Below are 24980 nucleotides of genomic sequence, written 5' to 3' on the forward strand. Positions count from 1 at the left end.
GTGGGGCGATCGTTACCATGACGTCGGGGACTGACTGATCGTCGGATGCGGGGCCAGCGATGTCACGGTTCATGTCGGCGTGGAGCCGGGCCGCACCATGGGCCGCCAAGAACGCCGACGGCGCGATCGCCCTGACGCTGGCCATCGTGGTCGGCGTGCTGGGCCTCATCCCCGAGGAGATCTTCGGCAAGGAGGGCGCCGAGGTCCAGCAGCAGCTCGTCAGCGCCGCGACCCTGCTGATCCTCGCGCTGGTGGCCACGGCGCTGCTGCGCGACCGGCTGCGGCAGGCGCCCGTCGAGCGGACGATCACCTCGGGGGCGCTGGCCGGCCTGCCCGAGCGCCTGGACCGGCTCGACCAGATCGACACCCTGGTGGCCGGCACCCGCAAGGCCCTCGACGCCCTGCAGCTCGTCCGCGTGCTGGGCAGCAGGCAGGAGATCGCGCAGGCGCACGCCGAGGCGCGCAAGGACACCACCCGGTGGAGCTTCAAGGGCGGCACCGGCACCTACCTGCGCGCCGTCATCCTGCCCGAGTGCGTGGCCGCCTCGCGCCGGGTCAAGCGCCACCTGACGGTCCGGGTCGAGGTGATCGACCCGACCAACGCCGAGGTGTGCGAGACCTACGCCCACTACCGGCGCTCCCTGTCCGACGCGCCCGACGGCACGGGCGAGAGGTGGACGACCGACCGGGCGCGCAAGGAGTCCTACGCCACGATCCTGGCCGCGTTCTGGCACCGGCAGCGCTACGGGCTGCTCGACATCGGCGTGGCGCTGTCGGCGACGATGACGACGTTCCGCTGGGACCTGTCGGCCACCCGGCTGATCATGACGGTCGAGGACCCCAACCGGGCGATGACGGCGCTGTCCGGGACCTTCTACTACGAAAACTGCGACACCGAGCTGCGGCTCAGCTTCGAGCAGGCGCGCCGGGTGCCGCTGGAGATGTACAAGAAGGTGCCGCTCAGCGACGAGCCGACCGTCGAGGAGGTGCAGGAGCTGTTCGAACACATCGGCGTGCCCCTTCCCCGGTCGTACAACGAGCACGACGTCGTGGACATCGCCCGCAAGGCCCTGCGGGCCGTCAACCCGTACGCGCCATGAGCCGCCAAGGGGTCTACCAGGAGATCGCCGGGGGCCGCGCGCGGGCCTGGGCGCTGGCGGCCCTGTCGGGTAGCGTCACGGCCGTGCGTCATCCGCTCGGCTTCGTCTGCCTGCCGCTGGAGCGGCAGGGCGGCGAGGGCGTGTGCCTGCACCTGTGGTCCGGCAGGTTCGCCCCCGCCGAGATCACCACGTCGCAGATCCACTGCCACAGCTGGGACCTGGTCAGCCACGTGCTGTACGGCCAGGTACGCAACGTGCACGCGGTGGTCACCGACGCCGGGCCGGATGCCACGCACCGGGTGTTCGAGGTGGTCAGCACCGCCGACGGCGACCACATCACGCCGACCCGCCGCACCGTGCGGCACGCGACCGGCCGGGTCGAGAGGTTCGGGCCGGGCCAGACGTACACACTGCCCGCCGACAGCTTCCACAGCAGCGTGGTGCCCGCGGGCGGCGAGGCCGCCACGATCGCGCTCGGCAGGAGCCGGCCAGGCGGCCGTGACCTGTCGCTCGGCCCGCTCCACGGGGGCGTCCACCGGGTCCGCCGGCGGCCGCTCGACGCCGGTGAGACCGCACACGTGGTGAGCCTGATAGCCGCCCGCCTGACCTGAGGGGTGCCCATGGACCTGCAACACGCTCGCGCGGTCGCGGTCGAGGCCGCCGAGGCGGCGGGGGCGCTGCTGCAGTCCCGTGCCGGCGGGGCGCTCGGGGTGCGGGCCAAGGGCGCGGCCGGCGACCTGGTGACCGACCTCGACCTGGCGTCGGAGAAGCTGCTGCTGGAACGCATCCTCACCGCGTTCCCCTCCCACGCGGTCATCGCGGAGGAGGCGGGCCTGCTCGGGGCGGCCGGCGGGGAGTGGACCTGGCTGGTCGACCCCCTCGACGGCACCAACAACGTGGCCATCGGGCTGCCCGCCTACGTCGTGGGCGTCGCGCTGTGCCACTGCGGGCGGCCCGTGCTGGGCGTGGTCCACGACCCCGTCTCGTGCCAGACGTGGTCGGCCATCCGCGGTGGGGGCGCCGTCACCACATCGGGCGCGCCGCTCGCCGCGCCGTACCACCCGTCGCCGCACGGGCCGCTGCTGGCGTGGACGCAGGGGTACGACGTGGCGCGCGACGACCCCGCCGCGTGCGCGCTGAAGGCCCGGCTGGAACTGCGGGCCAGGCGGATGCTGCAACTGTGGGCGCCGCTGCTGTCGTGGGCGATGCTCGCCAGGGGCGACATCGACGGCATCGTCGGCTACCGGGCGGAGGCGGTGGACCTGCCCGCCGGCGCGCTGCTCGCGCGGGAGGCCGGCATCGAGATCCGGGCGCTGGACGGCGGGCCGTTCGAGGACCGCTTCGACGGCACGGCCGACGACCGCAGCTTCGTCGCGGCCCACCCGCGCGCCCTGCCCGGCCTCCTCGCGCTGGTCGGCTGATCAGCCGGCGGCCTGGTCCTTGATGGTGTACTTGCACATGCCCTCGCCGTCGGCCACCTTCTCGCCGTCGACGGTGATGCGGCACTTCGCGGCCTCCAGCATGCCGTTGTCGGCCCGCACCGAGCCCGCCACGATGGACACCAGGCGGCCGACCCGCTGCTCGGCCGCGGTCATCTCGACCTTCTCCGTCTTCGACCAGGGCAGGGCGGCGTCCGTGACGCTGCCGCTGGAGCCGGCGACGTAGGCGATCGGCTGCATGTTCTTGCCCTTGCCGAGCACCTCCAGCTTGACCGTGTGCACCGCGCCCTGCGATGCGGGAGCCGTGGAGGCCGACGCCTCGGCCGAGCTGGAAGGAGCGGCCGCGGGAGAGGGGGCGGCGGGGGTGGAGGAGCCGCATCCCGCCAGAGCGGCGGCAGCGAGCGTCGCGGATATGGCCAGTCCGAAATGTCGCATGACAGTCATGCGCATCATTGTCCCGGAGACTGACTGCCCGTCAGGACGTCGCGACGAGCGCCCACACCGTGAGCGGGAGGCCGACCAGGGCGAGCCCGGCACCCGTGAGCAGGAAACGGCCCATGGGCACCTGGAGATCGTGCCGGCGGCACGACTCGAACCACAGCAGCGTCGCCAGCGACGCCCACGGCGTGACGACCGGGCCCACGTTCGTGCCGACGAGCAGGGCGAGGAGCTGGTCCTGCCGCTCGCCGGCGACCACCGCCTCGACCGCCGTGTACGCGGGCAGGTTGTTGATCGCGTTGGCCAGCCCGGCGCCCACGGCGGCCGTCCGGTACGGGTCGTGGCCGGGGCCGAGCAGCCCGGCCATCAGGTCGGCCAGGCCGTACCTGCTGAGCGTGGGCACCACGAGGAACAGCCCGGTCACGAAGATCAGCAGTTGCCAGGGCACCAGCCCCCAGCGGAGCCGGCGGCGGTCGCGCACGGCGAACGCCGCGACGACGATCAGCGCGGCGGCCGCGGCGGCGACCCCCACCTCCACCTCGGCCAGCAGCGCGCCGATGAACAGCAGGCAGGCCACGGACGCGGCGGCGAACAGCACCCGGTCGCCGACCGGCTCCAGCACCGGTGGCGTGTAGCGCAGGTCGCGCCGCTCGCCCCGACGCCAGTAGAACACCCACAGGAACGCCATCGTGACCAGGATCGACACGAGCTGCGGCGCCGCCATGCGGCCGGCGAACGCCTGGGCGTCCAGGCCGATCTTCTCCATGCCCAGCAGGTTGGTCAGGTTGGAGACGGGCAGCAGCAGGCTCGCCGTGTTGGCCAGCCAGATCGTGGTCATCGCCAGCGGCAGCGCGGCGATGCGGGCCTTGGGCGCGAGGGCCAGCATGACCGGGGTGAGCAACACCGCGGTCGTGTCGAGGTTCAGAAATATCGTGACCAGGGACGCGAAGGCCGTACACAACACGAAAAGCGCGGCATAGTTGCCGCGCCCGAGCACCGCCATCCTCGCCGCCATGGCGTCGAAGACCTGCGCCTCCTTGGTCAGCTCCGCCAGCACGATGATGCCCACGAGGAACACCAGCAGCGGCGCTATGTCGCTCAGGCTCTCCTCGGCCTCCCGCACCGGCAGCAGCCCGGTCGCCACGAAGACCAGCCCGAGCACCAGCAGCCCGATCCTGATCCAGTCGAGCACGCCCAGTCGCCGCCACACGCGACGATGATCGCACATCGCCCTCCAAACCCCGATGCCACGGGGGATACTGAGCAGATGGCACGTGACGGCAGGCCGACCGACATCTTCGTCAGCTACTCCCCGGCCGACACGGCGTGGGCGACGTGGATCGCCTGGGAGCTCGAGGCCGCGGGCTACAAGACCATGATCCAGGCGTGGGACTTCGTTCCCGGCACCAACTTCATCGACTTCATGGACCGGGGCGTCAGCGAGGCGCAGATCGTCGTGGCGGTGCTCTCCCGCAACTACCTGACGTCCCGCTACGGCCGCCTGGAGTGGCAGGCCGCGCTACGGGCCGACCCCGACGACCCCGCCAACAAGCTGGTGACGATCCGGCTGGAGGACGTCCACCTCGAAGGGCTGCTGTCCACGATCACCTGGGTCGACCTGCTCGGCGTGGCCGACGCGGGCCAGGCCAGAAGCCTGCTGCTGGACCGGGTGAAGGAGGCGATGGCCGGGCGCGCCAAGCCCGTCGCCGCGCCGGCGTTCCCGGCCGGCGTCTCCCCCGGGCCCGTGGCGCCGCCGCCCGCACCCGATCTGGAGCCGCCCGTGGACCGGTCCCGCACCCGGCGCGCCCCGGTCACCGCCCCGAGGTTCCCACCCGCGGCGACGGCCGAGCGGGGGCGCGAGTCGCTGACCGTGCTGCACATCGGCGGACCGCGGTTCGGCCGGGCGCTGCCCGACCCCGGCGAGCCGTTCACGCCCGAGGACATGCAGGCGCGCATCTGGGCCGACCTGACCTCCATGTACGACCGGGGCATGCCCCGGCCCGACCTCATGCTGATCGGCGGCGACCTGACCGAGTCGGGCAGCCTCGGGCAGTTCGGGCAGGCCACCCGGTTCCTCACCGGGCTGCGGCTGCTGCTCGGGCTGGAGCCGCACCGGCTGGTCGTCGTGCCCGGCCCGCGCGACGTCACCAAGGCCGCCGCCAGCGCCTACTTCCTGACCTGCGAGGCCGACGACGTCAGCCCGCAGGCGCCCTACTGGCCGAAGTGGCGGCACTTCGCCGGCCTGTTCGGCGAGGTCTACCAGGGGCTCGACGACCGCGTGTTCGACGGCGGACAGCCGTGGACGCTGTTCGAGGTGCCCGACCTGAAGGTGGTGGTGGCCGGGCTCAACTCCACCATGGCCATGAGCCACCTGGAGCGCGACGCGTACGCGCAGCTCGGCGAGACGCAGGCCGCGTGGTTCGCCGAGCGGCTGCGCCCGTACGAGGAGCGGGCCTGGCTGCGGCTCGGCGCGATGGGCCATCCACCGGCGGCGCTGCGCGACGCGGCCGCCTACCAGCGGCTGCTGGCCCACCGCGTCAACCTGCTCTTCCACGGCAACGCCGAAACGGCCGGCGGGGCAGGCGACCGCCCGGCCGCCGGGGCCGCCGGGGCCGCCGGCGGGATCGTGGCCGCGCCCCGCGCGGGCCGCCACCAGGTCGTCGAGATCACCTCCGGCGGCGTACGGACGTGGCTGCCCGACGAGCAGCCCCGGCGCGTCTCGCACGCCTGGCGGGCCGCGCGCTCCACGTTCACCGGCGAGACGCGCCCGGCCCCACCGCCCCGGCCCGACGCGACCGGACGCGAGCCGAGCCCCGTGGAGCTGCTGCTCGACCGCATCGTGGAGGTGTGCGAGGCCCGGCACGAGCGGGCCCGGATCCGCCGGTTCCCCGCCCACCTGGTGGTGACCCATCCCGACGACGGGTTCGTCCGCCAGACGATGATCGGCGCCCACGTGGGCGAGGTGACCGCCGCCGACGCCGACGGCTTCGTCCGGCAGGCCCACGCGTCCGGCCTCGCGGCGGAGCTGGTCTACCAGGGGCCGCCCCCGGCCCGCCCGCTGCGCGACGACCTCATGCGCAGGGGCGTGCGGCTGCGCAGCTTCACGGAGTTCCAGGGGCTGCTCGACCTGTCCGGCTACGTGGCCGAGCAGACCGCCAGGCTCACCGCCGACCGCCGCTACCCGCCCAGCCTGTACGTGCCGCAGCGCTACCGCGAGCTCGACCGGCCCGGCAGCCACATCAGGGAGGGCCTGACCGACGAGCTGGTGCGGCTGCTGTCGGCCGACCACGGCAGGTTCCTGCTGCTGCTCGGCGACTTCGGCCACGGCAAGACGTTCGCCCTGCGCGAGCTGGCCCGGCGCATCCCGGCCGAGCTGCCCCACCTGACGCCGATCCTCATCGAGCTGCGCGCGCTGGACAAGGCGCACTCGGTGGACGCGCTGGTGGCGGCCCACCTGGCCGGACACGGCGAGGAGTTCATCGACCTCAAGGCGTTCCGCTACCTGCTGCGCCAGGGTCGCATCGTGTTGCTGTTCGACGGGTTCGACGAGCTGGTCACCCGGCTGACCTACGACCGGGCGGCCGACCACCTGACGACGTTACTCGCCGCCGCCGAGGACAAGGCGAAGATCGTGGTGGCCAGCCGCACCCAGCACTTCAAGTCGCACAGCCAGGTGCTGACCTCGCTCGGCGAGATGGTGGGGGTGCTGCCGCAGCGGCGGGTCCTCGCCGTCGAGAACTTCTCCCGCTCCCAGATCGGCTCCTACCTCGCCAACCGGTTCGACGACCACGGCGAGGCGGACGCGCGCATGACGCTCCTGGAGAGCCTGGAGGGCCTGTTCGATCTGGCGCAGAACCCGCGCATGCTGAGCTTCATCGCCGACCTCGACCCCGAGCGGCTGCGCACCGCCGTCCGGGCCCGCCACACGATCAGCCCGGCCCTGCTGTACGAGGAGATCCTCGGCACCTGGCTCGCCTACGAGGAGCAGCGGGCCACCATACCCGGCTCGGCCACGCCGCTGACCGCCGCCGAGTTGTGGGAGGCGGTGACGGCGCTGGCGCTGCGGCTGTGGGATGCGGGCGAGGCGCTGCTCGGCGTGGAGGAGCTGACCGAGTTCGCCGAGACGCTCACCGGGCTGGCCGGCGGCCAGCTCTCCCCCGCGCACACCGCGTACACGATGGGGTCCGGCAGCCTGCTGGTGCGCACCGACGAGGGGATGTTCGGCTTCATCCACTCCTCGGTGGGCGAGTGGCTGATCGCCCGGCACATCGCGGCCACCCTGGACAACCCCGTCATGCTCGCACGACGCCCGCTGTCGGGGCTGACCGTCGAGTTCCTGTGCGACCTGGCCGACGTGCGCGCGCTGCGGGAGTGGGTGGCCGACCCGCCCGCCGACGACCTGGCACGCGCCAACGCCGTCAAGATCGCCGCCAGGCTGCGCACTCCCGCGCGGGCCGACCTGCGCGGCGCCGACCTGAAGGGCGAGGACCTGTCGGCGCGCGACCTGCAGGAGGTCGATTTGACCGGCGCCGACCTGACCGACACCACGCTCGCCGGCACCAACCTGTCCCGGGCGATCCTGCGCGGCGCCAAGCTGGCCGGGGCGCGCCTCGACGGGGCCCGGCTGACCGGCGCCGACCTGAGCGGCGCCGACCTGTCGGGAGCGCGGCTGGCCGAGACCGACCTCAGCGACGTGTCCGTCGAGGGCGCCCGCTGGCACCGGGCCACGCTGATCAACGTGGCGGGCACCCTGCCCCACCTGCCGGGCGCGGCCGTGGTGCCCGGACGGCCGGTCGAGGTGCAACTCGCGCCCGCGGCCATCGGCGTCCCGTACGGCTACCACGACCAGACCAGCCGCCTGCCCGAGCCGCTCGCCTACAGCCCCGACGGGGCCGTCATCGCGATCGGCAGCGAGGACGGCGGCGTGCTGCTGTGCGTCGGCGGCTCGCCCGCGCGCACCCTGCAGGGCCACCGGGGCCGCGTCTACGCCGTCACCTTCGCCGGCGACCTGCTCGCCACCGGCGCGAGCGACGGCAGCGTCCTGCTGTGGAACGCCTCCACCGGCGAGCGGCTACGCGAGCTGACCGGGCATCCCGACGGCGTCTGGCCGCTGCGGCTCAGCTCCGGCGGCGACCTGGTGGCCGCCGGCGGCGGCGACGGCGTGGTCCGCCTGTGGGAGACCTCCACCGGGCGGCCGGTCCACCGGCTCGCCGGGCACCAGGCGCCGGTCTACACCGCCTCCTTCGGCCACGCGGCGCTGGTGACCGGCGACTCGGCGGGCGTGGTGCGGGTGTGGGACCTCGCCTCCGGCGAGGTGGCGGCGACCCTCGGCGGGCACCGCGGCTCCGTCTTCCGCGCCGTGCACAGCCCCGACGGGTCGCTGCTGGCCACCGGCGACGAGTCGGGCACCGTACGGGTGTGGGAGACCGCGTCGTGGACGCTGCGGCACGCACTGGCCGGCCACGCGGGCAGCGTCTACTGCGTGACCTTCTCCCCCGACGGCACGCTGCTGGCCACCGGCGACACGGCCGGCTCCGTGCGGCTGTGGGACCCGGTGGCGGGCGAGCCGCGCGGCGTGCACACCACCCACGCGGCGGCCGTCTACCAGGTGACGTTCAGCCCCGACGGGCGCACCCTGGCCAGCGGCGACTCCGGCGGGATCGTCCGCCTGCAGGAGCCCGGCAGCGCCACCCGCGTCGAGCTGACCGGGCACCGCAGCTCGGTCTGGCCGTTCGCGTTCCGGCCCGACAGCGGGCAACTCGCCACCAGCAGCAACGACGGCACGATCCGGTTGTGGGACCCGACCTCCGGCGCGTGCCAGCGGGTGCTGCGCGGCCACGGCCGGCGCATCTCGTCCGTGCGGTTCAGCGCCGACGGCTCGATGCTGGCCACCAGCGGCAACGACGGGGTCGTCCGGGTGTGGGAGCCGCGCGCCGCGCGGCGGCTGCGCGAGTTCACCGGCACCTCCGACCGGCTGCTGTCCGCCCTGTTCTCCCCGGCCGGACCGGTGCTCGCCGCCTCCAGCAACGACGGCGGCGTGCACTTCTGGAACGCCACCACCGGCGACTACGAGCGCGAGCTGAACGTCGAGACCGACCACGTGTGGGCCGAGGCGTTCAGCCCCGACGGTTCGCTGCTGGCCACCGCCAACGACGACGACAGCGTCCGGATCTGGTACCGGGCGACCGGCCGGCTGGTGAGCAACCTGGCCGACCACCGCGGCCGGGTCCGCTCGATCGCGTTCAGCCCCGACGGCCGCTACGTGGCGACCGGCTGCGACGACCGGCTGGCGCGCATCTGGCACGTCGAGTCCGGCGGCCGGATCGCCACCCTGGAAGGGCACACCGACCGGATCTACTCGGTGGTGTTCTCGCCGTCGGGCCGCCACCTGGCCAGCGCCGCCAACGACGGGCTGGCCAAGGTGTGGGAGCTGCGGCCCGGCCAGCCGTGGCAGCCGGTGCTGCGGCACACGCTCGACCGGCACACCGGGCGCCTGTGGTCGGTGGCGTTCGACTCCACCGGCACCCGGCTGGCCACCGGGGGCGACGACCTGACCGTGCGGGTGTGGGACGCCGCCACGGGCGCGGAGCTGCACACCTTGACCGGCCACTCCCGGCGGGTGTGGTCGGTGGCCTACAGCCCCGCCTCAGACCTGCTCGCGAGCGCGGGCGACGACGGCGTGGTCATCCTCTGGGAGAACGGCCAGCGCCGGGCCACGTTGCTGGGGCTGCCCGAGGGGTGGGCGGCGCTCGCCCCCGACGGCAGGTACAAGGTGCAGGGCGAGGTCGCCGGACAGTTCTGGCACGTCATCGGGATGTCCAGGTTCGAGCTGGGCGAGCTCGACCCCTACCTGCCCGGCGTCCGCCAGGTGCCCTTGGACGCGCCCTTCTTCTGACGGCCGCCCTTGGCCGCCGGCTTGCGCGGCCCCGCCTTGCCGGAGGTCCGCTCCCCCGGTGCCGCCGCCCGTGCGGCGGGCCAGTGGCCGGGGCGGGTGAGCGAGGGCGGCAGCCTGGTGGCGCCATCGCCCTTGGCGGAGTCGACCTGCGGCTGGGTGAGGAAGACGCTGCCGGTCAGGTCGGCGCCGGCCAGATCGGCGCCGCGCAGGTCCGCCCCGATGAGGTCGGCGTCCCTCAGATCCGCGCCCGCCAGGTCGGCGCCGATGAGGTAGGCGCCCCGCAGGTCGGCGCCCCGCAGGTCGGCCTTCCTGAGGCGGGCGCCGATGAGGTCGGCGCCCCGGCGGCTCCTCGCCCGGTGCGGGGCCCGTACCAGCTCGCTGGCGCGCAGCAGCAGCGGGTTGACGGCCTGCCGCCGGGCGGCCACGTCGAGCTCGGCGAGGGCGGCCGGGTCGCGGCGGGTGAGGGCCTCGGTCTCGTCGAGCGCCCGGCGCGCCTCGTCGTGGACCGGGCGGGCCTCGGTGCGGGCGAGGATCTCCGTGAGGTAGAACAGCAGCTCGTGAAGCTGCCGCATGACCGGGAACACCGCGAACATGACGCTCGCCGTCTCCCGGTCCTGCCGCCAGTCACGGCCGCCGAACGTCACCTGCGACACCTTCTGGCCGGCGCCGAAGCAGTCATAGACGGTGCAGCCGGGGAAGCCCTCCTGGCGCAGGCGGTCGTGGATGCCGCACCGGAAGTCGGCCCGCAGGTTGTGGCACGGGCTGCCGGCGGCCTTGTCGACGGCGAAGTCGGCGGAGGCCGAGAAGGGCAGCGCCACGCAGCACAGGCCGAAGCAGCTCGCGCAGTCGCCCCGCAGGTCGTGCCGCTGCTCGGCGGCCGGCCGCCCATCGCTCATGCGTCAAACCGCCACATCGCTCGCCCCCAGCAGAACCGCCGCTCATCCTACCGCCGGGGCCGGCGCGCCAAACGTCACGCATCCCGGCACGCATCACGCCGCGGATCCCGGCAGAGGTCCGGACGTGGATCTCCGGGCGCAGACGCCGGCAGAGGTCCCGCCGCGGATCCCGGCAGAGGTCCGGGCGCGGTCAGCCGCGGGCGGCGCGGGCGCGCAGGTCGTCCCACACGTCGCCGACCCGCGCCTCCAGCTCGTCCAGCGAGCCCTCGTTGGGGATCACGACGTGGGCGACCCTGAGGCGTTCGTCCCGGCCGGCCTGGGCGGCGATGCGGGCCCGCGCGTCGGGCTCGGACATGCCGCGGTGCTCGGCCAGGCGCGCGATCCGGACCTCGTCCGAGGCGTCGACGACGATGACGACGTCGTACATGGGCGCGAGGTTGTTCTCCACCAGCAGCGGCACGTCGTAGACGACGATCGCGTCGTCGGGCGCCCGCTTCTGCAGCTCGGCCACCCGCTCGCCGACGAGCGGATGGACGATCGAGTTGAGGACGGCGAGCCGGTCGGGGTCGGCGAACACGATGGCGCCGAGCCGCTCCCGGTCGAGGGACCCGTCGGGGCGCAGCACGTCGTCGCCGAACGCCGCCACCACCCGGGCGAGCCCCACCGTGCCCGGCTCGACCACCTCGCGGGCGATCCGGTCGGCGTCGATCACCACGGCGCCGCGGGCGGCGAGCCTGCGCGACACCTCGCTCTTGCCCGAGCCGATGCCGCCGGTGAGTCCGATCTTCAGCACCCGGCAAGCCTATCCAGTGGCGGGCGCACCCGGGCGGCGCAGGTGGACCAGCGTCAGGTGGTCGTCCATCCGTTCGCGGCCGGTCTCCCGGTAGCCCAGGCGCCGGTAGAGCCGCAGGTTGCCCTCCGACAGGTGGCCGGTGAACAGGTCGAACGCCGTCGCCTGCGGCACCTGCTCGTGCAGCGCGGTGAGCAGCGCCGAGCCGAGGCCGCGCCCCTGCCGGTCGGGGGCGACCACGAGCCGCCCCACCAGGCAGGTCGTGCCGGACAACCGGCCGCGCACGGAGCCGACGATCCGCCCGGCGTCGGTCGCCTTGAGCACGACGGCGCCGCCGATCGTGGCGCGGACCTGCTCCATCGACTCCACCAGGGGCGGCAGGAACGGGTCGCCGTAGAGCTGGGCCTCGGTGACGTACGCGGCGCGCTGCACGGTGAGAATCTCACCCGCGTCCGCCGGCACGGCCCGCTCGATCTCCACGGCCAGCACCCTACTTCAGGCAGGGGGCGTGCCGTCCAGCCCTTGGCGGACCCGCCACTGGCGGACGCGGTGCCGCCGCGGACCGGGGACGGGGCCCGGGCGGCGGCGGGGATCGGCCCCCGCCCCCCACCCGATCCAGCGACCCGGTCTCAGCGCACCACGGCGAAGAACTCGCGGATGCCGGCCACGACCGACTCCGGCGCCGCCATGGACACCATGTGGCTGGGGCTGTCCGCCTTCCCCCAGCAGACGATCCGGTTGCGGCGTCCGGCGAGGCGGCGGAACAGGTCCGGGCCGCCGTGCGACACCCCGGTCGGCACGCTGTCCTGGTCGATCGGCAGGCCGGCCGCCCCCTCGTAGTAGGGCCAGGAGGACGAGCCGCCCGTGCCGGTCAGCCAGTAGATCGTCGCGTTGGTGAGCAGCAGGTCGCGGTCGACGGGCTCGGCCACCTCGTCCTTGCCGCCGGGCCAGCCGTCGAACTCCTTGAACCGTTCGACCAGGTAGGCGAGCTGCATGACGGGCGAGTCGGCGAAGCCGAAGGCGAGCGTCTGCGGCCGGTTGGACAGGTAGGGGCCGTAGCCGCTGCCGCCCGCCCACATCTCGGCGATGTGAGCCGCCGTGGCCCGCTCCTCCTCGCTCGCGTCCTCCAGCTCGGCGGGGTCTCCGGTCGGTATGCCGATCCCGCCGGTGATGTGCGAGCCGATCACGTGGTCGCTGTCGAGGGCGGCGAGCTGCGGGGTGACGAGGGCGCCGGCGTCGTTGCCGTGCGCGCCGTACCGCTCATAGCCGAGGCGGCTCATCAGCTCCGCCCAGGTGCGGGCGACGCGCTCGATGCTCCACGGACGCTCGTCGGCGGGCTCGGGGAACGGCGAGAAGCCGAACCCGGGCAGCGACGGCGCCACGACGTGGAAGGCCATGGCGGGGTCGAGCCCGTGGGCGCGCGGGTCGGTGAGGGGGCCGATGACGTCGAGGAACTCTGCGAAGGAGTTCGGCCAGCTGTGCGTCATGATCAGCGGGACCGCGGCCGGTTCGGGCGAGCGGACGTGCGCGAAGTGGATGCTCTGGCCGTCGATCTCGGTCGTGTACTGGGGGAAGGCGTTGAGCTTGGCCTCCTGAGCCCGCCAGTCGAATCCGTCGGCCCAGTACGCGGCCAGCTCGCGCAGGTGCTCGACGGTCACTCCCCTGCTCCACCCGCCCGGCAGCTGCCGGGCCCAGCGGGTGCGGCGCAGCCGCTGCTTGAGGTCGTCGAGGTCGGTCTGGGGGATGGCGATGCGGAAGGACTTCATGCCTCCGACAGTAGGGAGGAATGCGGAAAATGCCGTTCCGCAATTGCCCGGGACGGACCGTATCCACGAAAAAGGCCCCGCACGATGATCGTGCGGGGCCTTTTTACGGGCTTACGGCTACAGCCGCCTCAGGTCAGCTCTGACCGCCGGCGAGCTTCTCGCGCAGAGCGGCGAGAGCCTCGTCGGAGGCGAGGGCACCGCCGGCCGGAGCAGACGAGGACGAGGACGAGCTGCTGGCCTGCGCCGGCGACTCACCGCTGTAGGACGAGGGAGCGGCCTCGCCGGCCTCCGCCTCGGCCTTGCGGGCCTCCTCGATCTGCTTGCGGTGCGCCTCGAAGCGGGTCTGGGCCTCGGCGTACTGCCGCTCCCACTCCTCGCGCTGCTTGTCGAAGCCCTCGAGCCACTCACCGGTCTCCGAGTCGAAGCCCTCGGGGTAGATGTAGTTGCCCTGGTCGTCGTAGGTCGCCGCCATGCCGTAGAGCGTGGGGTCGAACTCGACCTCGGTGCCGACACCCTCGTTGGCCTGCTTCAGCGAGAGGCTGATGCGACGGCGGTCGAGGTCGATGTCGATGATCTTGACGAAGATCTCGTCGCCGACCTGGACGACCTGCTCCGGGATCTCCACGTGACGCTCGGCCAGCTCGGAGATGTGGACCAGACCCTCGATGCCCTCCTCGACCCGGACGAACGCGCCGAACGGCACCAGCTTGGTGACGCGGCCCGGCACGACCTGGCCGATCTGGTGGGTGCGGGCGAACTGCTGCCACGGGTCTTCCTGGGTGGCCTTGAGCGACAGGGAGACGCGCTCGCGCTCCATGTCGACGTCGAGGACCTCGACCGTGACCTCCTGGCCGACCTCGACAACCTCGGAGGGGTGGTCGATGTGCTTCCAGGACAGCTCGGACACGTGGACCAGACCGTCGACGCCGCCGAGGTCCACGAACGCACCGAAGTTGACGATCGAGGAAACGACGCCCTTGCGGACCTGACCCTTCTGGAGGGTGTTGAGGAACGTCTGGCGAACCTCGGACTGCGTCTGCTCAAGCCAGGCGCGGCGCGACAGAACCACGTTGTTGCGGTTCTTGTCGAGCTCGATGATCTTCGCCTCGAGCTCGCGGCCGACGTACGGCTGCAGGTCGCGGACACGGCGCATCTCGACCAGGGACGCCGGGAGGAAGCCACGCAGGCCGATGTCGAGGATGAGACCACCCTTGACGACCTCGATGACGGTGCCCGTGACGATGCCGTCCTCGTCCTTGATCTTTTCGATCGTGCCCCAGGCGCGCTCGTACTGAGCCCGCTTCTTGGACAGGATCAGGCGACCCTCCTTGTCCTCCTTCTGGAGAACGAGGGCTTCGACGTGCTCGCCGACCTCCACGACGTCAGCAGGGTCGACATCGTGCTTGATCGAAAGCTCGCGCGAGGGGATGACACCCTCGGTCTTGTAGCCGATATCGAGAAGGACCTCGTCTCGATCGACCTTGACGACGGTGCCCTCGACGATGTCGCCGTCGTTGAAGTACTTGATGGTCTCATCGATCGCGGCGAGGAAGGCTTCCTCGGACCCGATGTCGTTGACCGCTACCTGCGGGGTGCTCGAGGTGGCCTCAGTGCTGGACGTCATGTGTGGAATTGCTCCGAACGCGGACAGGATGTCGATGTGGCGGACGCGCGGCAGGCCCTCTTCCGCATCAAGCCGAGGAGTTACGACATCGACGTGACCGAGCGCGAGCCCGCTCCGTCTGAGGCGCGCGCGAGCCCACAGCGCAGCGATCAGGATATGAGACAAGGAGCCGGGGGTCAATCCACGGTGCGTGGCAATCCGCCGAACCGCTGATCAATAAGCGTTGACAAGGGCCCCCCGCTTCGCCTCGATCTTACCCCGAAGTCGCTCCGGCACGGAGATCCGTTGCGGGTCGCCGTCGGAGACGAACCGCTCACGCGGGTGCTTGTTCAGCCATTCGAGCCAGTACTGCGAGCACCACTTGCGACACTCGCCCTTCTTGCCGTTGCTCTGGATCCGCTGGATCGCGCCACGGTCGAAATTTTTCGCGTAGGGCGAAATCGACGGCTCGGCGCCCGCGAGGAAAACTCCGGCGAAGTCGTAACGCGTGCCGTCCCAGCCTCCGGTGCGCGCCGCCTTCCGCACGCGCGGCAGGTTCCCGAACGGCAGCGCCATGGTCGTGGACGGTCCGGCGCCCAGTTTCGCCAGCAGGCGCTCCAGCCTGACGATCTGCCGGCGCACCTGCGAGGTCGGCAGCGCGCGCAGGTTGGGGTGTGCCCAGGTGTGGTTGGCCACCTCGAACCCCCGCCCGGCCAGCCACCGCACGGCCGTCTCCTGCGCCGCCCGGTCACGCAGCCCGAACGGCTCGCGGTTGACCCACAGCGTGGCGACGGGCCGGAAGCCGGGATACTTCCTGGCCACATCGAGGATGATGCCGACCGCCGTGTCCGGCCGGAGGTTGCCCGCGGCGTCGAGGCCGAAGTGGCTCGGATGCCCGTCGTCGAACGTCAGCACCACGGGGAACTTCCCGGCGGGCACCCGGATGTCGCCGGTGGCGAACTCCTTGGCGGTGATCGGCACGTACCCCTGCCGGGCCAGCTTCTCCAGTTCCTGCCGGAACTGCTTGGGGGTGCGGTCGATGGCGGCGTGCCGCTTGGCGACGATCCGGTGGTACATCAGCACCGGCACCAGGCCCGCCTCGTTCGCCTTCACCTGACGGGCGAACTCGGGCGTCGCCACCGCACCGGGAGGCTGCCCCGTCCCCTGCGAGACCGACGGCTGCGGCTCCAACGGCCGCGAGGTCTGCTGTGGGGCCTGCCGTGTCGCGGCACCGCCGCGGGGACCTGCCGGGGTCTCCCCCGAGGAGGGGACCACCATGAGACCGACCACGGCCACGGCCACCACCACCGCGTTCGCGATGCCGATGATCGGCGTGAGAGACGCTGCGGACCGCACAGAACTCCCGTGCCACTCGGGGAAACAACCTGATCAAGCCTAGTGCAGAACCACCACAGGGTGCCCCTTCACGTTATGCCGGACCTGCCCGGCCACTTCCCACCAAAACCCACGAGATCGGCCTCCCCGAAACCCGGCAGCGGCGGAACGCCCTCCGTCGCAGGACCTGGCGGGGCGCCGCAGGGCCCCGCCGCCCTCCCGCGCACCTGGAGCAGGCCCGGCGACGGCCTGCCCGCCCTCCGTGGCAGGACGCGGCAGGCGTGGCTGCCTCCTACACCCTCCGTGGCAGGGTCCGGAGGGTGTGGCGCGCACCCCGGTGGCAGGGCAGGCCGCCCATGGTCTCCCGTGGTGTCCTCGGCGGACTCTCAGTGGCCCGCGTCCTCCCACGTGCGGCCGACGCCGACCGAGACCTCCAGCGGGACGCGCAGGTGGTAGGCGGCGTTCATCTGGTCGCACACCACCTGACGCAGCCGCTCAAGCTCACCGGGCGCCACCTCGAACACCAGCTCGTCGTGCACCTGCAGCAGCATCCGGGAGGTCAGCCCCTCCTCCCGCAGCGCCTGGCGGACGTGCAGCATGGCGACCTTGATGATGTCGGCGGCCGACCCCTGGATGGGCGCGTTGAGCGCCATCCGCTCGGCCATCTCCCGGCGCTGGCGGTTGTCGCTGGTCAGGTCGGGCAGGTAGCGACGCCGGCCCATGATCGTCTCGGTGTAGCCGTCGTTGCGCGCCTGCCGGACGATGTCGTGCAGGAAGTCGCGGACGCCGCCGAACTCCTGGAAGTACTCCTCCTTCAGCGCCCGCGCCTCGGCCACCGGGATGTTGAGCTGACCCGCGAGGCCGAAGTCGGACAGGCCGTAGGCCAGGCCGTAGTTCATCGCCTTGATGCGAGCCCGCAACTCGCCGTCGATCTGCTCGGGCGGCAGGTTGAACACCCGGGCGGCCGTGGCCTGGTGGAAGTCATGGCCCGACTCGAACGCCGCGATCAGCGACTCGTCGCCCGACAGGTGGGCCATGATGCGCAGCTCGATCTGGCTGTAGTCGGCCGTCAGCAACGTCTCGTAGCCCTCGCCCACCACGAAGCCCTGCCGGATGCGGCGGCCCTCGGCGGTGCGGATCGGGATGTTCTGCAGGTTGGGCTTCTCCGACGACAGGCGGCCCGTCGCGGCGATGATCTGGTTGAAGGTGGTGTGGATGCGACCGTCGTCGGCGACCTCCTTGATCAGGCCCTCGACCGTGGTGCGCAGCTTCTGCTGGTCGCGGTGGCGCAGCATGATCGTCGGCAGCTCGTGCTCGGTCTGCGTGGCGAGCCAGGCGAGCTGGTCGGCGTCGGTGCTGTAGCCGGTCTTGATCTTCTTGGTCTTGGGCAGGTTGAGCCGGCCGAAGAGGATCTCCTGCAACTGCTTGGGCGAGCCGAGGTTGAACTGCTCGCCGACGACCCGGTGGGCCTCCTCGGTGGCGTGCTTGACCGCCGCGCCGAACTCCGACTCCAGGGCCGCGAAGTATTCGCTGTCGACGGCGATGCCGGCCCGCTCCAGCTCGGCCAGCACGGTCAGCAGCGGCAGCTCCACGTCGCTCATCAGCTGGGTGCCGCCGCGGCCCGCCAGGAAGCCCTCCAGCGACTCGGCCAGCTCGCGCACGGCGTGGGCGCGCAGCGCCAGCTCCTTGGCCGGGGCGTCCTCGTCGTCGCCGAACAGGGCGGCCTGGCCGCCGGGCGCCTCCTCGGCCCGCAGGTCGCGGTTGAGGTAGCGGCGGGCGAGGTCCTCCAGCGCGAACGTGCGCTGCCCCGGCATCGCGAGGTAGGCGGCCAGAGCGGTGTCGCACGACAGCCCCTTGAGCTCCATGCCCTGCTGCCACAGGGCGAGGATGGGCCCCTTGGCGTCGTGGACGGCCTTGGGCCGGTCGTCGTCGGCCAGCCAGGCGCGCAGCGCCGCCTCGTCGGCCTCGGTGAGCTTGGTCGGGTCGATGTGCGCGGCCGTGCCGTCGGGCGAGGCCACGGCGATGGCGTCGATGCGCCCGGTGCCGCTGCCGTAGACGCCGCGGAAGGCCAGCCCGGCGCGGCCGGCGGGCATCGCCGACAGCCAGCCGGAGACCCGGTCGGGGCCGAGGATCACGGTCTCGACCTCGAAGCCCTGGTCGGGCTCCTGCTCGCCGGTGCCGAGCACCTTGAAGACACGCTCACGCAGCTCGCCGCGGATCTGCAGCGTGTCGAACAGCTTGTTGATCTCCTCGCGCTCCCACGTGCCCTGTTTGAGGTCGCCCAGCTCGACCTCGACGGGGACGTCGCGCAGCAGCTCGGTGAGCCGGCGGTTCATCAGCACCTGGGCGACGTGCTCGCGCAGCTTGTCGCCGACCTTGCCCTTGACCTCGTCGACCCGGTCGACCAGCGCGGTCAGCGAACCGAACTCGCGCACCCACTTGGCCGCGGTCTTCTCGCCGACGCCGGGGATGCTCAGGAGGTTGTCGCTGGGATCGCCGCGCAGCGCGGCGAAGTCGGGATACTGGACCGGGGTGAGGCCGTACTTCTCCTGCACCGCCTCCGGCGTGAAACGCGTCATGTCGCTGATGCCGCGGCGGGTCATGAGCACGGTGATCTGCTCGTCGACGAGCTGCAGCGCGTCGCGGTCACCGGTGACGACCAGCACGTTCATGCCCTCGGCGGCGGCGCGGGTGGCCAGCGTGGCGATCACGTCGTCGGCCTCGAAGCCCGCCTTGGACAGGTGTGGGATGCGCAGCGTGTCGAGCAGCTCGTAGATGAGCTGCATCTGGCCGCGGAAGTCTTCGGGCGTCTCGCTCCGGTTGGCCTTGTAGTCGGCGTACTCCTCGTGCCGGAACGTCGGCTCCGACCGGTCGAAGGCGACGGCCACGTGCGACGGCTGCTCATCGCGCAGGATGTTGGTCAGCATCGAGGTGAACCCGTAGACCGCCTCGGTGTGCTGACCGTCGGTGGTCATGAGGTTGGCGTCCTTGAGCGCGTAGAACGCGCGATAGGCCAGCGAATGCCCGTCGAGCAGCAGCAGGCACGGGCGGCTGGGGGTCACTTCACTCTTCGGCACACCCGCAGCCTAGTCTGCGGGTGCGACAGAAAACCCGAGCCCGGAAGAGTGGAGGCGTCCCCTTGACGCAGACCAACCCCGACGAACTCGCCCTCTTCACCGGCGTGCACGAGGGCACCCTGGCCCACCGCATGGGGATCGAGTTCCTCGAGGCCAGCGCGGAACGGGTCGTGGCCAGGATGCCGGTGGAGGGCAACACCCAGCCGTACGGCCTGCTGCACGGCGGCGCCTCCGTCGTGCTGGCCGAGACGATCGGCTCGACGGGCGCGGCCATCCACGCCGGTCCCGAGCGCATCGCGGTCGGCATCGAGATCAACGCGACGCACCACCGCTCGGCCACCTCCGGTCACGTGACCGGCGTGGCCACCCGGCTGCACGGCGGCCGGACGCTGGCCACGTACGACATCGAGATCACCGACGACGAGGGGCGGCGCGTCTGCACGTCGCGGCTCACCTGCATGCTGCGCGACCGCTGACGCCGATGCTCCCGCCCGCACGACGGGCGGGGGCATGGCGGCCCGGAACACGACGGCCTTGGACGTGACGGCCTGTGACACGACGGCCTTGGACGTGACGGCTTGCGAAACGACGGCCTGTGACACGACGGTCTCGGACGCGACACGCCGGAGACACGCCACGCGGTCGGCGTCTCCCTTTGCACAGGGCACCCACGGGTCGCTACGGTGGTCCGAGCAGAGCCCGCGGGGGGCGACCGAGTAGATAACGTGTGAGGCCGGGGAAGCCGCACACGGCCCCAAAGGTCACCCCTCGGGCTCGTTCTCTCCCTCGGGGCCCCTCCCCCTCCGGTCAGTCCCGCATCATCACCGAGTCATGACGCGAGCGCTCCGACGTTTTCGGCAAAGTAGGCCTTGACCTGCTCTCTTGGTTGCTCACGCGAGTGACACGCCGATGTCACTAATTGGTGACGAACGATAGTGAACCGGTCGTACGAGGAATAAGCTCCCGCAACAGCATCCCAGTTGTGCCTGCGATGCCCGCGTGTCGAGATGGAGGGGCATAACCCCGCCTTGACCTATCTGAGGGAGCACCATTGCGCAGAGCCGTGATCGCGTTCACGGCCTTCCTGAGTGGACTCGTCCTCTTGCTCGCGTCACCCGCCGCTGCGGCGGCGCCGGAACAGGGCTTGAGAGGGACACTCACATTCCAAGGCCAGCCAGTGAACGGCGTGAAAATCGTCGTGACCACCGAAAGCGGACAACCCGTTGCGGAGGTTACAAGTAACGCCCAAGGCACGTGGCAGGTCCCGGTCGAGAAGCCGGGCAAATACAAGGTCACGCTGGATGCCAACACGCTGCCGCAGAACGTCGCGGTCCGGGGTGGCAACAACGTACGCACACCCACCGTGTACGACGGCAACATGTCGACCGTGCTGTTCGCCCTGCAGGCCAAGGGCGTACCCGGCCAGCCACAGGAGGAGGAGGCCGGGCAGAGCAGCTTCTGGACACAGGCGGCGCAGCTCGCCTTCGAGGGCCTGAACCTGGGCCTCATCATCGCCCTCGCCGCGCTCGGCCTGTCACTCATCTACGGCACCACCGGCCTGACCAACTTCGCCCACGGCGAGCTGGTCACCCTGGGGGCCATCCTGGCCTACGCGTTCAACGCGGGCGTCGGGCTGCACCTCATCCCCGCCGCCGTCATCGCGGTGATCCTCGCGGGCGGCTTCGGATACGCCCAGGACAGGTTCTTCTGGGGCCAGCTGCGCAAACGCGGCACCGGCATCATCGCCATGATGATCGTCTCGATCGGTGTGGCGCTCTTCCTGCGCTACCTGTTCCTCATCGTCTTCGGCGGCCAGACCGAGGTCTACACCCAGTACACCGGCCAGGCCGGCATCCAGGTCGGCCCCATCACCGCCGCCCCGAAGAACTTCGTCGCCATGGCCATCGAGCTCGCGGTCCTCGTCGTGGTCAGCATGGCGCTGCTGCGCACCCGCACCGGCAAGGCCGCCCGCGCCGTGGCCGACAACCCGGCGCTCGCCTCGTCGTCCGGGATCAACGTCGACCGGGTCATCCGCATCATCTGGACCATGGGCGGCGCCATCGCCGCGCTGGCCGGCATCATGCTCGGCGTCTCGCAGAGCCTGAAGTTCAACATGGGCCAGGACATCCTGCTGCTCATCTTCGCCGGCGTCACGCTCGGCGGGCTCGGCACCGCGTGGGGCGCGCTCGTCGGCTCGCTCATCGTCGGCCTGTTCATCCAGTTGTCCACCCTCTGGGTGCCGCCGGAGCTCAAGAGCGTCGGCGCGCTGGCCGTACTCATCATCGTGCTCCTCTTCCGGCCGCAGGGCATCCTCGGCCGCCGCGAGCGGATCGGCTGACGGGGGGAACCATGGACTGGAACACGATCATCTCCACCACCGTCAAGGCCGCCATCGGCGTCGAGACGGTGCTCTACGCGCTCGCCGCGATCGGGCTGAACGTCCACTTCGGCTACACGGGCCTGCTCAACTTCGGTCAGGCGGCGTTCATGGCCGTCGCCGGCTACGGCCTCGCCGTCACCGTCACCGTGCTGGGCCTGCCGTTCTGGGCCGGCATCGTGGTGGGCCTGCTGGCCGCGGCGCTCCTGGCGCTCCTGCTGGGCATCCCGACGCTGCGCCTGCGCGCCGACTACCTGGCCATCGTCACCATCGCCGCGGCCGAGATCATCCGGCTGATCTTCCGGTCGGTGGCGTTCAAGGACGTCTTCGGCGGTTCCGACGGCCGGCGCGGCTTCTCCGACGGCTTCTACGCGATCAACCCCTTCCCCGCGGGCGAGTACGGATTCGGCTGGTTCACCTTCAACCACCGCCTGCTGTGGGTCCTGGTCGTCGGCTGGCTTCTCATCGGCCTGTCGTGCCTGCTCGTCTACATGCTCATGAAGAGCCCCTGGGGCCGCGTGCTCAAGGCCATCCGCGAGGACGAGGACGCCGTGCGCAGCCTCGGCAAGAACGTCTTCTCGTACAAGATGCAGTCGCTGGTACTCGGCGGCGTCATCGGCGCGCTGGGCGGGTTCGTCTACGGCCTGGCGTTCGCCTCGGTCCAGCCGGACATCTTCGGCACCGAGACGACCTTCTTCGCGTACACGATCCTCATCCTCGGCGGCGCGGCCCGCGTGTTCGGACCCGTCGTCGGCTCGATGATCTTCTGGGTGCTGCTGGTGCTCGTCTACGGCGTGCTGAGCGGAGCGGTCGAAGCCGGGTACATCACCTTCATGACCTCCACTCAGGTCGGCCAGTTCCGCTTCCTTCTCGTCGGGCTGGGACTCATCCTCCTGGTCGTCTTCCGGCCACAGGGGATCTTCGGTGACAAGAGGGAGATAGCGATCGATGCACGCTGAGACCACGGCCACCGACCGCAAGGCCGCGGCGCTGGCCGCCTTCAAGGACCTGGCCCGCGACCCCGGGGTGGCCAAGCCCGACCCGATCCTCGTGGTCGACAAGGTCGTGCGCCGCTTCGGCGGCCTCACCGCGGTCGACGTCGACCACGTCGAGGTCCAGCGCGGCTCCATCACCGCGCTGATCGGCCCCAACGGCGCCGGCAAGACGACGTTCTTCAACCAGCTCACCGGCTTCGACACCGCCGACGCCGGCCAGTGGGCGTTCAACGGCCGCAACATGAACGGCGTGCCCCCGCACAAGGTGGCCCGGGCCGGCATGGTGCGCACCTTCCAGCTCACCAAGGCGCTGTCCAAGCTGACCGTCATCGAGAACATGCGGCTCGGCGCCCAGGACCAGAAGGGCGAGAGCTTCTGGCGTGCCCTCGTGCCCGGCTTCTGGCGTGAGCAGGAGGACGAGATCACCGAGCGGGCCGAGGAACTGCTGGCCCGCTTCAAGCTCGACAAGAAGCGCGACGACTTCGCCGGGTCGCTGTCCGGCGGCCAGCGCAAGCTGCTGGAGATGGCCCGCGCGCTCATGGTCCAGCCGGAGCTCGTCATGCTCGACGAGCCGATGGCCGGCGTCAACCCGGCGCTCACCCAGTCGCTGCTCGGCCACGTCAAGGACCTGCGCGAGCAGGGCATGACCGTGCTGTTCGTCGAGCACGACATGGACATGGTCCGCGACATCAGCGACTGGGTGATCGTCATGGCCCAGGGCGCCGTCATCTCCGAGGGCCCGCCGGACACGATCATGTCCGACCCGCGCGTCATCGACGCCTACCTCGGCGCGCACCACGACGCCCCCCTGTCGGAGAGCGAGCTCGAGGCGCAGCTGCACGAGGCGGAGGCGGCGCTGGAGGAAGAGATCGTAGAGGAGACGCAGAAGTGAACGCCGTCCCCGAATCCACTCCCGACGAGGCGGAGGCCGGCTCCGAGCGGGCCGTCACCGACCGCGGCGACCACCTGGCCGGCGCCGAGGGCGCCGTGCTGCGGTGCGACGAGCTGATCGCCGGCTACCTGCCGGGCGTCAACATCCTCAACGGATGCGACCTGTACGTCCAGCAGGGCGAGCTGATCGGCATCATCGGCCCCAACGGCGCCGGCAAGTCGACGCTGCTCAAGGCCATGTTCGGGCTCGTCAACATCCGCAGCGGCACGGTGAAGCTGAAGGGTGAGGACATCACGAACATGAAGGCGCACGAGTTGGTCTCCCGCGGGGTCGGCTACGTCCCGCAGACCAACAACGTCTTCCCGAGCCTCACCATCGAGGAGAACCTCGAGATGGGCGCCTTCCAGGTGCCCGCCAAGTTCAAGGAGCGCTTCGAGTTCGTCGCCGAACTGTTCCCCGCCCTGAAGGAGCGGCGCAAGCAGCGCGCCGGATCCCTGTCGGGCGGCGAGCGGCAGATGGTGGCGATGGCCCGGGCGCTCATGACCGAACCGTCGGTGCTACTGCTGGACGAGCCGTCTGCCGGCCTGTCGCCCAAGCTGCAGGACCTGGTCTTCATCCAGGCCCAGCAGATCAACAAGGCGGGCGTCACGGTCGTCATGGTCGAGCAGAACGCCCGGCGCTGCCTGCAGATCTGCCACCGCGGCTACGTGCTGGACCAGGGCCGCAACGCCTACTCCGGCACCGGCCGCCAGCTCGCCGACGACCCCAAGGTGATCGAGCTCTACCTCGGCACCCTGGCCAAGGCGTAACAGCACCACCTCCGAAACGGCGAAGGGGCCTCCCGCGGGGGCCCCTTCGCCGTTTCCATGGACGGCATGAGAGCCATCGTTCCCCCCGGCGCCGTCGCCCGGCGCCTGAGCGTGCTCGTCCTGATGCTGCCGCTGCTGACCGCCTGCCAGAACTCCCCTGCGACCGCGGGCCGGTACAGCACCGGCGGCGATCCCTCCGACGACCCGTGCGCGCGCGTCGTCTCCGCCATCGGGTACGCCGACCTCCTGCTGGAGCCCAGAGGCGCCGAGGAGGCCCAGAACTTCGAGAGCGCGGTCCTGGGTCGCCTGGCGGAGGCTCGGGGCGTCACGCTGCAGTACGGCCCCGCCCTGCCCCCCTCCCTGGCTCCGGCCGTCCGGGCGCTGGAGACCTCCACCTCGGGGCTGTCGCGGGCGGACGTGCCGCGTGAGCGCCAGGTGAGGCTGCTGCGGGAGTACCGGGCCGCGGCCGAGCAGATCAGGACCGGCTGCGCCTGAAGCCCCCGAGGCCGGGCGCGCGAAAGGGCCCGGTCCGATGGACCGGGCCCTTCTTTTGCCGCTGTCAGGTCAG

Annotated in this window: 19 protein-coding genes; 10 read left to right on the plus strand and 9 right to left on the minus strand. The window is 71.6% G+C overall.

The features are described from left to right. The first annotated feature begins 59 nt into the window (after positions 1 to 59). Genes FHU36_RS01905 through FHU36_RS01915 form a run of 3 tightly spaced genes read left to right on the plus strand, consistent with a single transcriptional unit; the run spans position 60 to position 2521 of the window. A complete protein-coding gene (locus FHU36_RS01905) occupies positions 60 to 1100 on the plus strand; it encodes a hypothetical protein (RefSeq protein WP_246501919.1) in 1041 nt (346 codons plus the stop codon). Beyond that, positions 1097 to 1711 (plus strand): hypothetical protein, encoded by a 615-nt coding sequence (locus tag FHU36_RS01910; protein WP_185082082.1) that lies wholly within the window; start codon positions 1097 to 1099, stop codon positions 1709 to 1711. The genes FHU36_RS01905 and FHU36_RS01910 overlap by 4 nt, the downstream gene beginning before the upstream one ends. A 9-nt stretch (positions 1712 to 1720) precedes the next feature. After that, positions 1721 to 2521 (plus strand): inositol monophosphatase family protein, encoded by an 801-nt coding sequence (locus FHU36_RS01915; protein WP_185082083.1) that lies wholly within the window; start codon positions 1721 to 1723, stop codon positions 2519 to 2521. On the opposite strand, the gene FHU36_RS01920 is transcribed toward FHU36_RS01915, so the two are convergent. Both FHU36_RS01920 and FHU36_RS01925 read right to left on the minus strand, forming a co-directional pair. Then, a complete protein-coding gene (locus FHU36_RS01920; protein ID WP_185082084.1) occupies positions 2522 to 2983 on the minus strand; it encodes an MmpS family transport accessory protein in 462 nt (153 codons plus the stop codon). It abuts the gene before it with no gap. Positions 2984 to 3014: 31 nt separating this feature from the next. Then, positions 3015 to 4187 carry an ArsB/NhaD family transporter gene (locus FHU36_RS01925; RefSeq protein ID WP_312891389.1) on the minus strand — a complete coding sequence of 391 codons (1173 nt, stop codon included), beginning with the start codon at positions 4185 to 4187 and terminating at the stop codon, positions 3015 to 3017. 57 nt (positions 4188 to 4244) lie between these two features. Between FHU36_RS01925 and FHU36_RS01930 the strand changes: the two genes are divergently transcribed. After that, positions 4245 to 9872: a WD40 domain-containing protein gene (locus FHU36_RS01930; RefSeq protein WP_185082086.1), complete on the plus strand. Its 5628-nt coding sequence runs from the start codon at positions 4245 to 4247 to the stop codon at positions 9870 to 9872. Here FHU36_RS01930 and FHU36_RS01935 read toward each other — a convergent pair. The 7 genes from FHU36_RS01935 to polA form a co-directional block, all read right to left on the minus strand. Continuing rightward, complete coding sequence (locus FHU36_RS01935) at positions 9824 to 10768, minus strand: pentapeptide repeat-containing protein (RefSeq protein ID WP_185082087.1); 945 nt, start codon at positions 10766 to 10768, stop codon at positions 9824 to 9826. The two genes, FHU36_RS01930 and FHU36_RS01935, sit on opposite strands and share 49 nt — an antisense overlap. A gap of 190 nt (positions 10769 to 10958) precedes the next feature. Then, positions 10959 to 11561, minus strand: coding sequence for a dephospho-CoA kinase (gene coaE / locus FHU36_RS01940; RefSeq protein ID WP_185082088.1), 603 nt, complete (start codon positions 11559 to 11561; stop codon positions 10959 to 10961). Between the two features lie 9 nt (positions 11562 to 11570). Continuing rightward, positions 11571 to 12038 (minus strand): GNAT family N-acetyltransferase, encoded by a 468-nt coding sequence (locus FHU36_RS01945; RefSeq protein WP_376774106.1) that lies wholly within the window; start codon positions 12036 to 12038, stop codon positions 11571 to 11573. Positions 12039 to 12187: 149 nt separating this feature from the next. Beyond that, a complete protein-coding gene (locus FHU36_RS01950) occupies positions 12188 to 13324 on the minus strand; it encodes an epoxide hydrolase family protein (protein WP_185082089.1) in 1137 nt (378 codons plus the stop codon). A gap of 133 nt (positions 13325 to 13457) precedes the next feature. Continuing rightward, the gene (gene rpsA / locus FHU36_RS01955; RefSeq protein WP_185082090.1) at positions 13458 to 14948 is read right to left on the minus strand and encodes a 30S ribosomal protein S1; all 1491 of its coding nucleotides are present in this window, start codon (positions 14946 to 14948) and stop codon (positions 13458 to 13460) included. Positions 14949 to 15161: 213 nt separating this feature from the next. Beyond that, positions 15162 to 16283: a polysaccharide deacetylase family protein gene (locus FHU36_RS01960; protein ID WP_312891390.1), complete on the minus strand. Its 1122-nt coding sequence runs from the start codon at positions 16281 to 16283 to the stop codon at positions 15162 to 15164. Between the two features lie 365 nt (positions 16284 to 16648). Then, positions 16649 to 19339: a DNA polymerase I gene (polA, locus tag FHU36_RS01965; protein WP_185082091.1), complete on the minus strand. Its 2691-nt coding sequence runs from the start codon at positions 19337 to 19339 to the stop codon at positions 16649 to 16651. A 131-nt stretch (positions 19340 to 19470) separates the two neighbouring features. Between polA and FHU36_RS01970 the strand changes: the two genes are divergently transcribed. The 6 genes from FHU36_RS01970 to FHU36_RS01995 all read left to right on the plus strand — a co-directional run bounded on the left by FHU36_RS01970 (position 19471) and on the right by FHU36_RS01995 (position 24907). Beyond that, positions 19471 to 19815, plus strand: coding sequence for a PaaI family thioesterase (locus tag FHU36_RS01970; RefSeq protein ID WP_185084554.1), 345 nt, complete (start codon positions 19471 to 19473; stop codon positions 19813 to 19815). 710 nt (positions 19816 to 20525) lie between these two features. Next, positions 20526 to 21677, plus strand: coding sequence for a branched-chain amino acid ABC transporter permease (locus tag FHU36_RS01975; RefSeq protein WP_312891391.1), 1152 nt, complete (start codon positions 20526 to 20528; stop codon positions 21675 to 21677). Positions 21678 to 21688: 11 nt separating this feature from the next. Then, complete coding sequence (locus FHU36_RS01980; RefSeq protein WP_185082093.1) at positions 21689 to 22675, plus strand: branched-chain amino acid ABC transporter permease; 987 nt, start codon at positions 21689 to 21691, stop codon at positions 22673 to 22675. Next, positions 22665 to 23603, plus strand: a complete 939-nt coding sequence (locus FHU36_RS01985) for an ABC transporter ATP-binding protein (protein ID WP_185082094.1) — start codon at positions 22665 to 22667, stop codon at positions 23601 to 23603. The genes FHU36_RS01980 and FHU36_RS01985 overlap by 11 nt, the downstream gene beginning before the upstream one ends. Continuing rightward, positions 23600 to 24412: an ABC transporter ATP-binding protein gene (locus tag FHU36_RS01990; RefSeq protein WP_185082095.1), complete on the plus strand. Its 813-nt coding sequence runs from the start codon at positions 23600 to 23602 to the stop codon at positions 24410 to 24412. Before FHU36_RS01985 ends, FHU36_RS01990 begins: the two co-directional genes overlap by 4 nt. A gap of 66 nt (positions 24413 to 24478) precedes the next feature. After that, the gene (locus FHU36_RS01995) at positions 24479 to 24907 is read left to right on the plus strand and encodes a hypothetical protein (RefSeq protein WP_185082096.1); all 429 of its coding nucleotides are present in this window, start codon (positions 24479 to 24481) and stop codon (positions 24905 to 24907) included. The last annotated feature ends 73 nt before the right edge of the window (positions 24908 to 24980 follow it).

The organism is Nonomuraea muscovyensis, from assembly GCF_014207745.1.
Classification (GTDB): domain Bacteria; phylum Actinomycetota; class Actinomycetes; order Streptosporangiales; family Streptosporangiaceae; genus Nonomuraea; species Nonomuraea muscovyensis.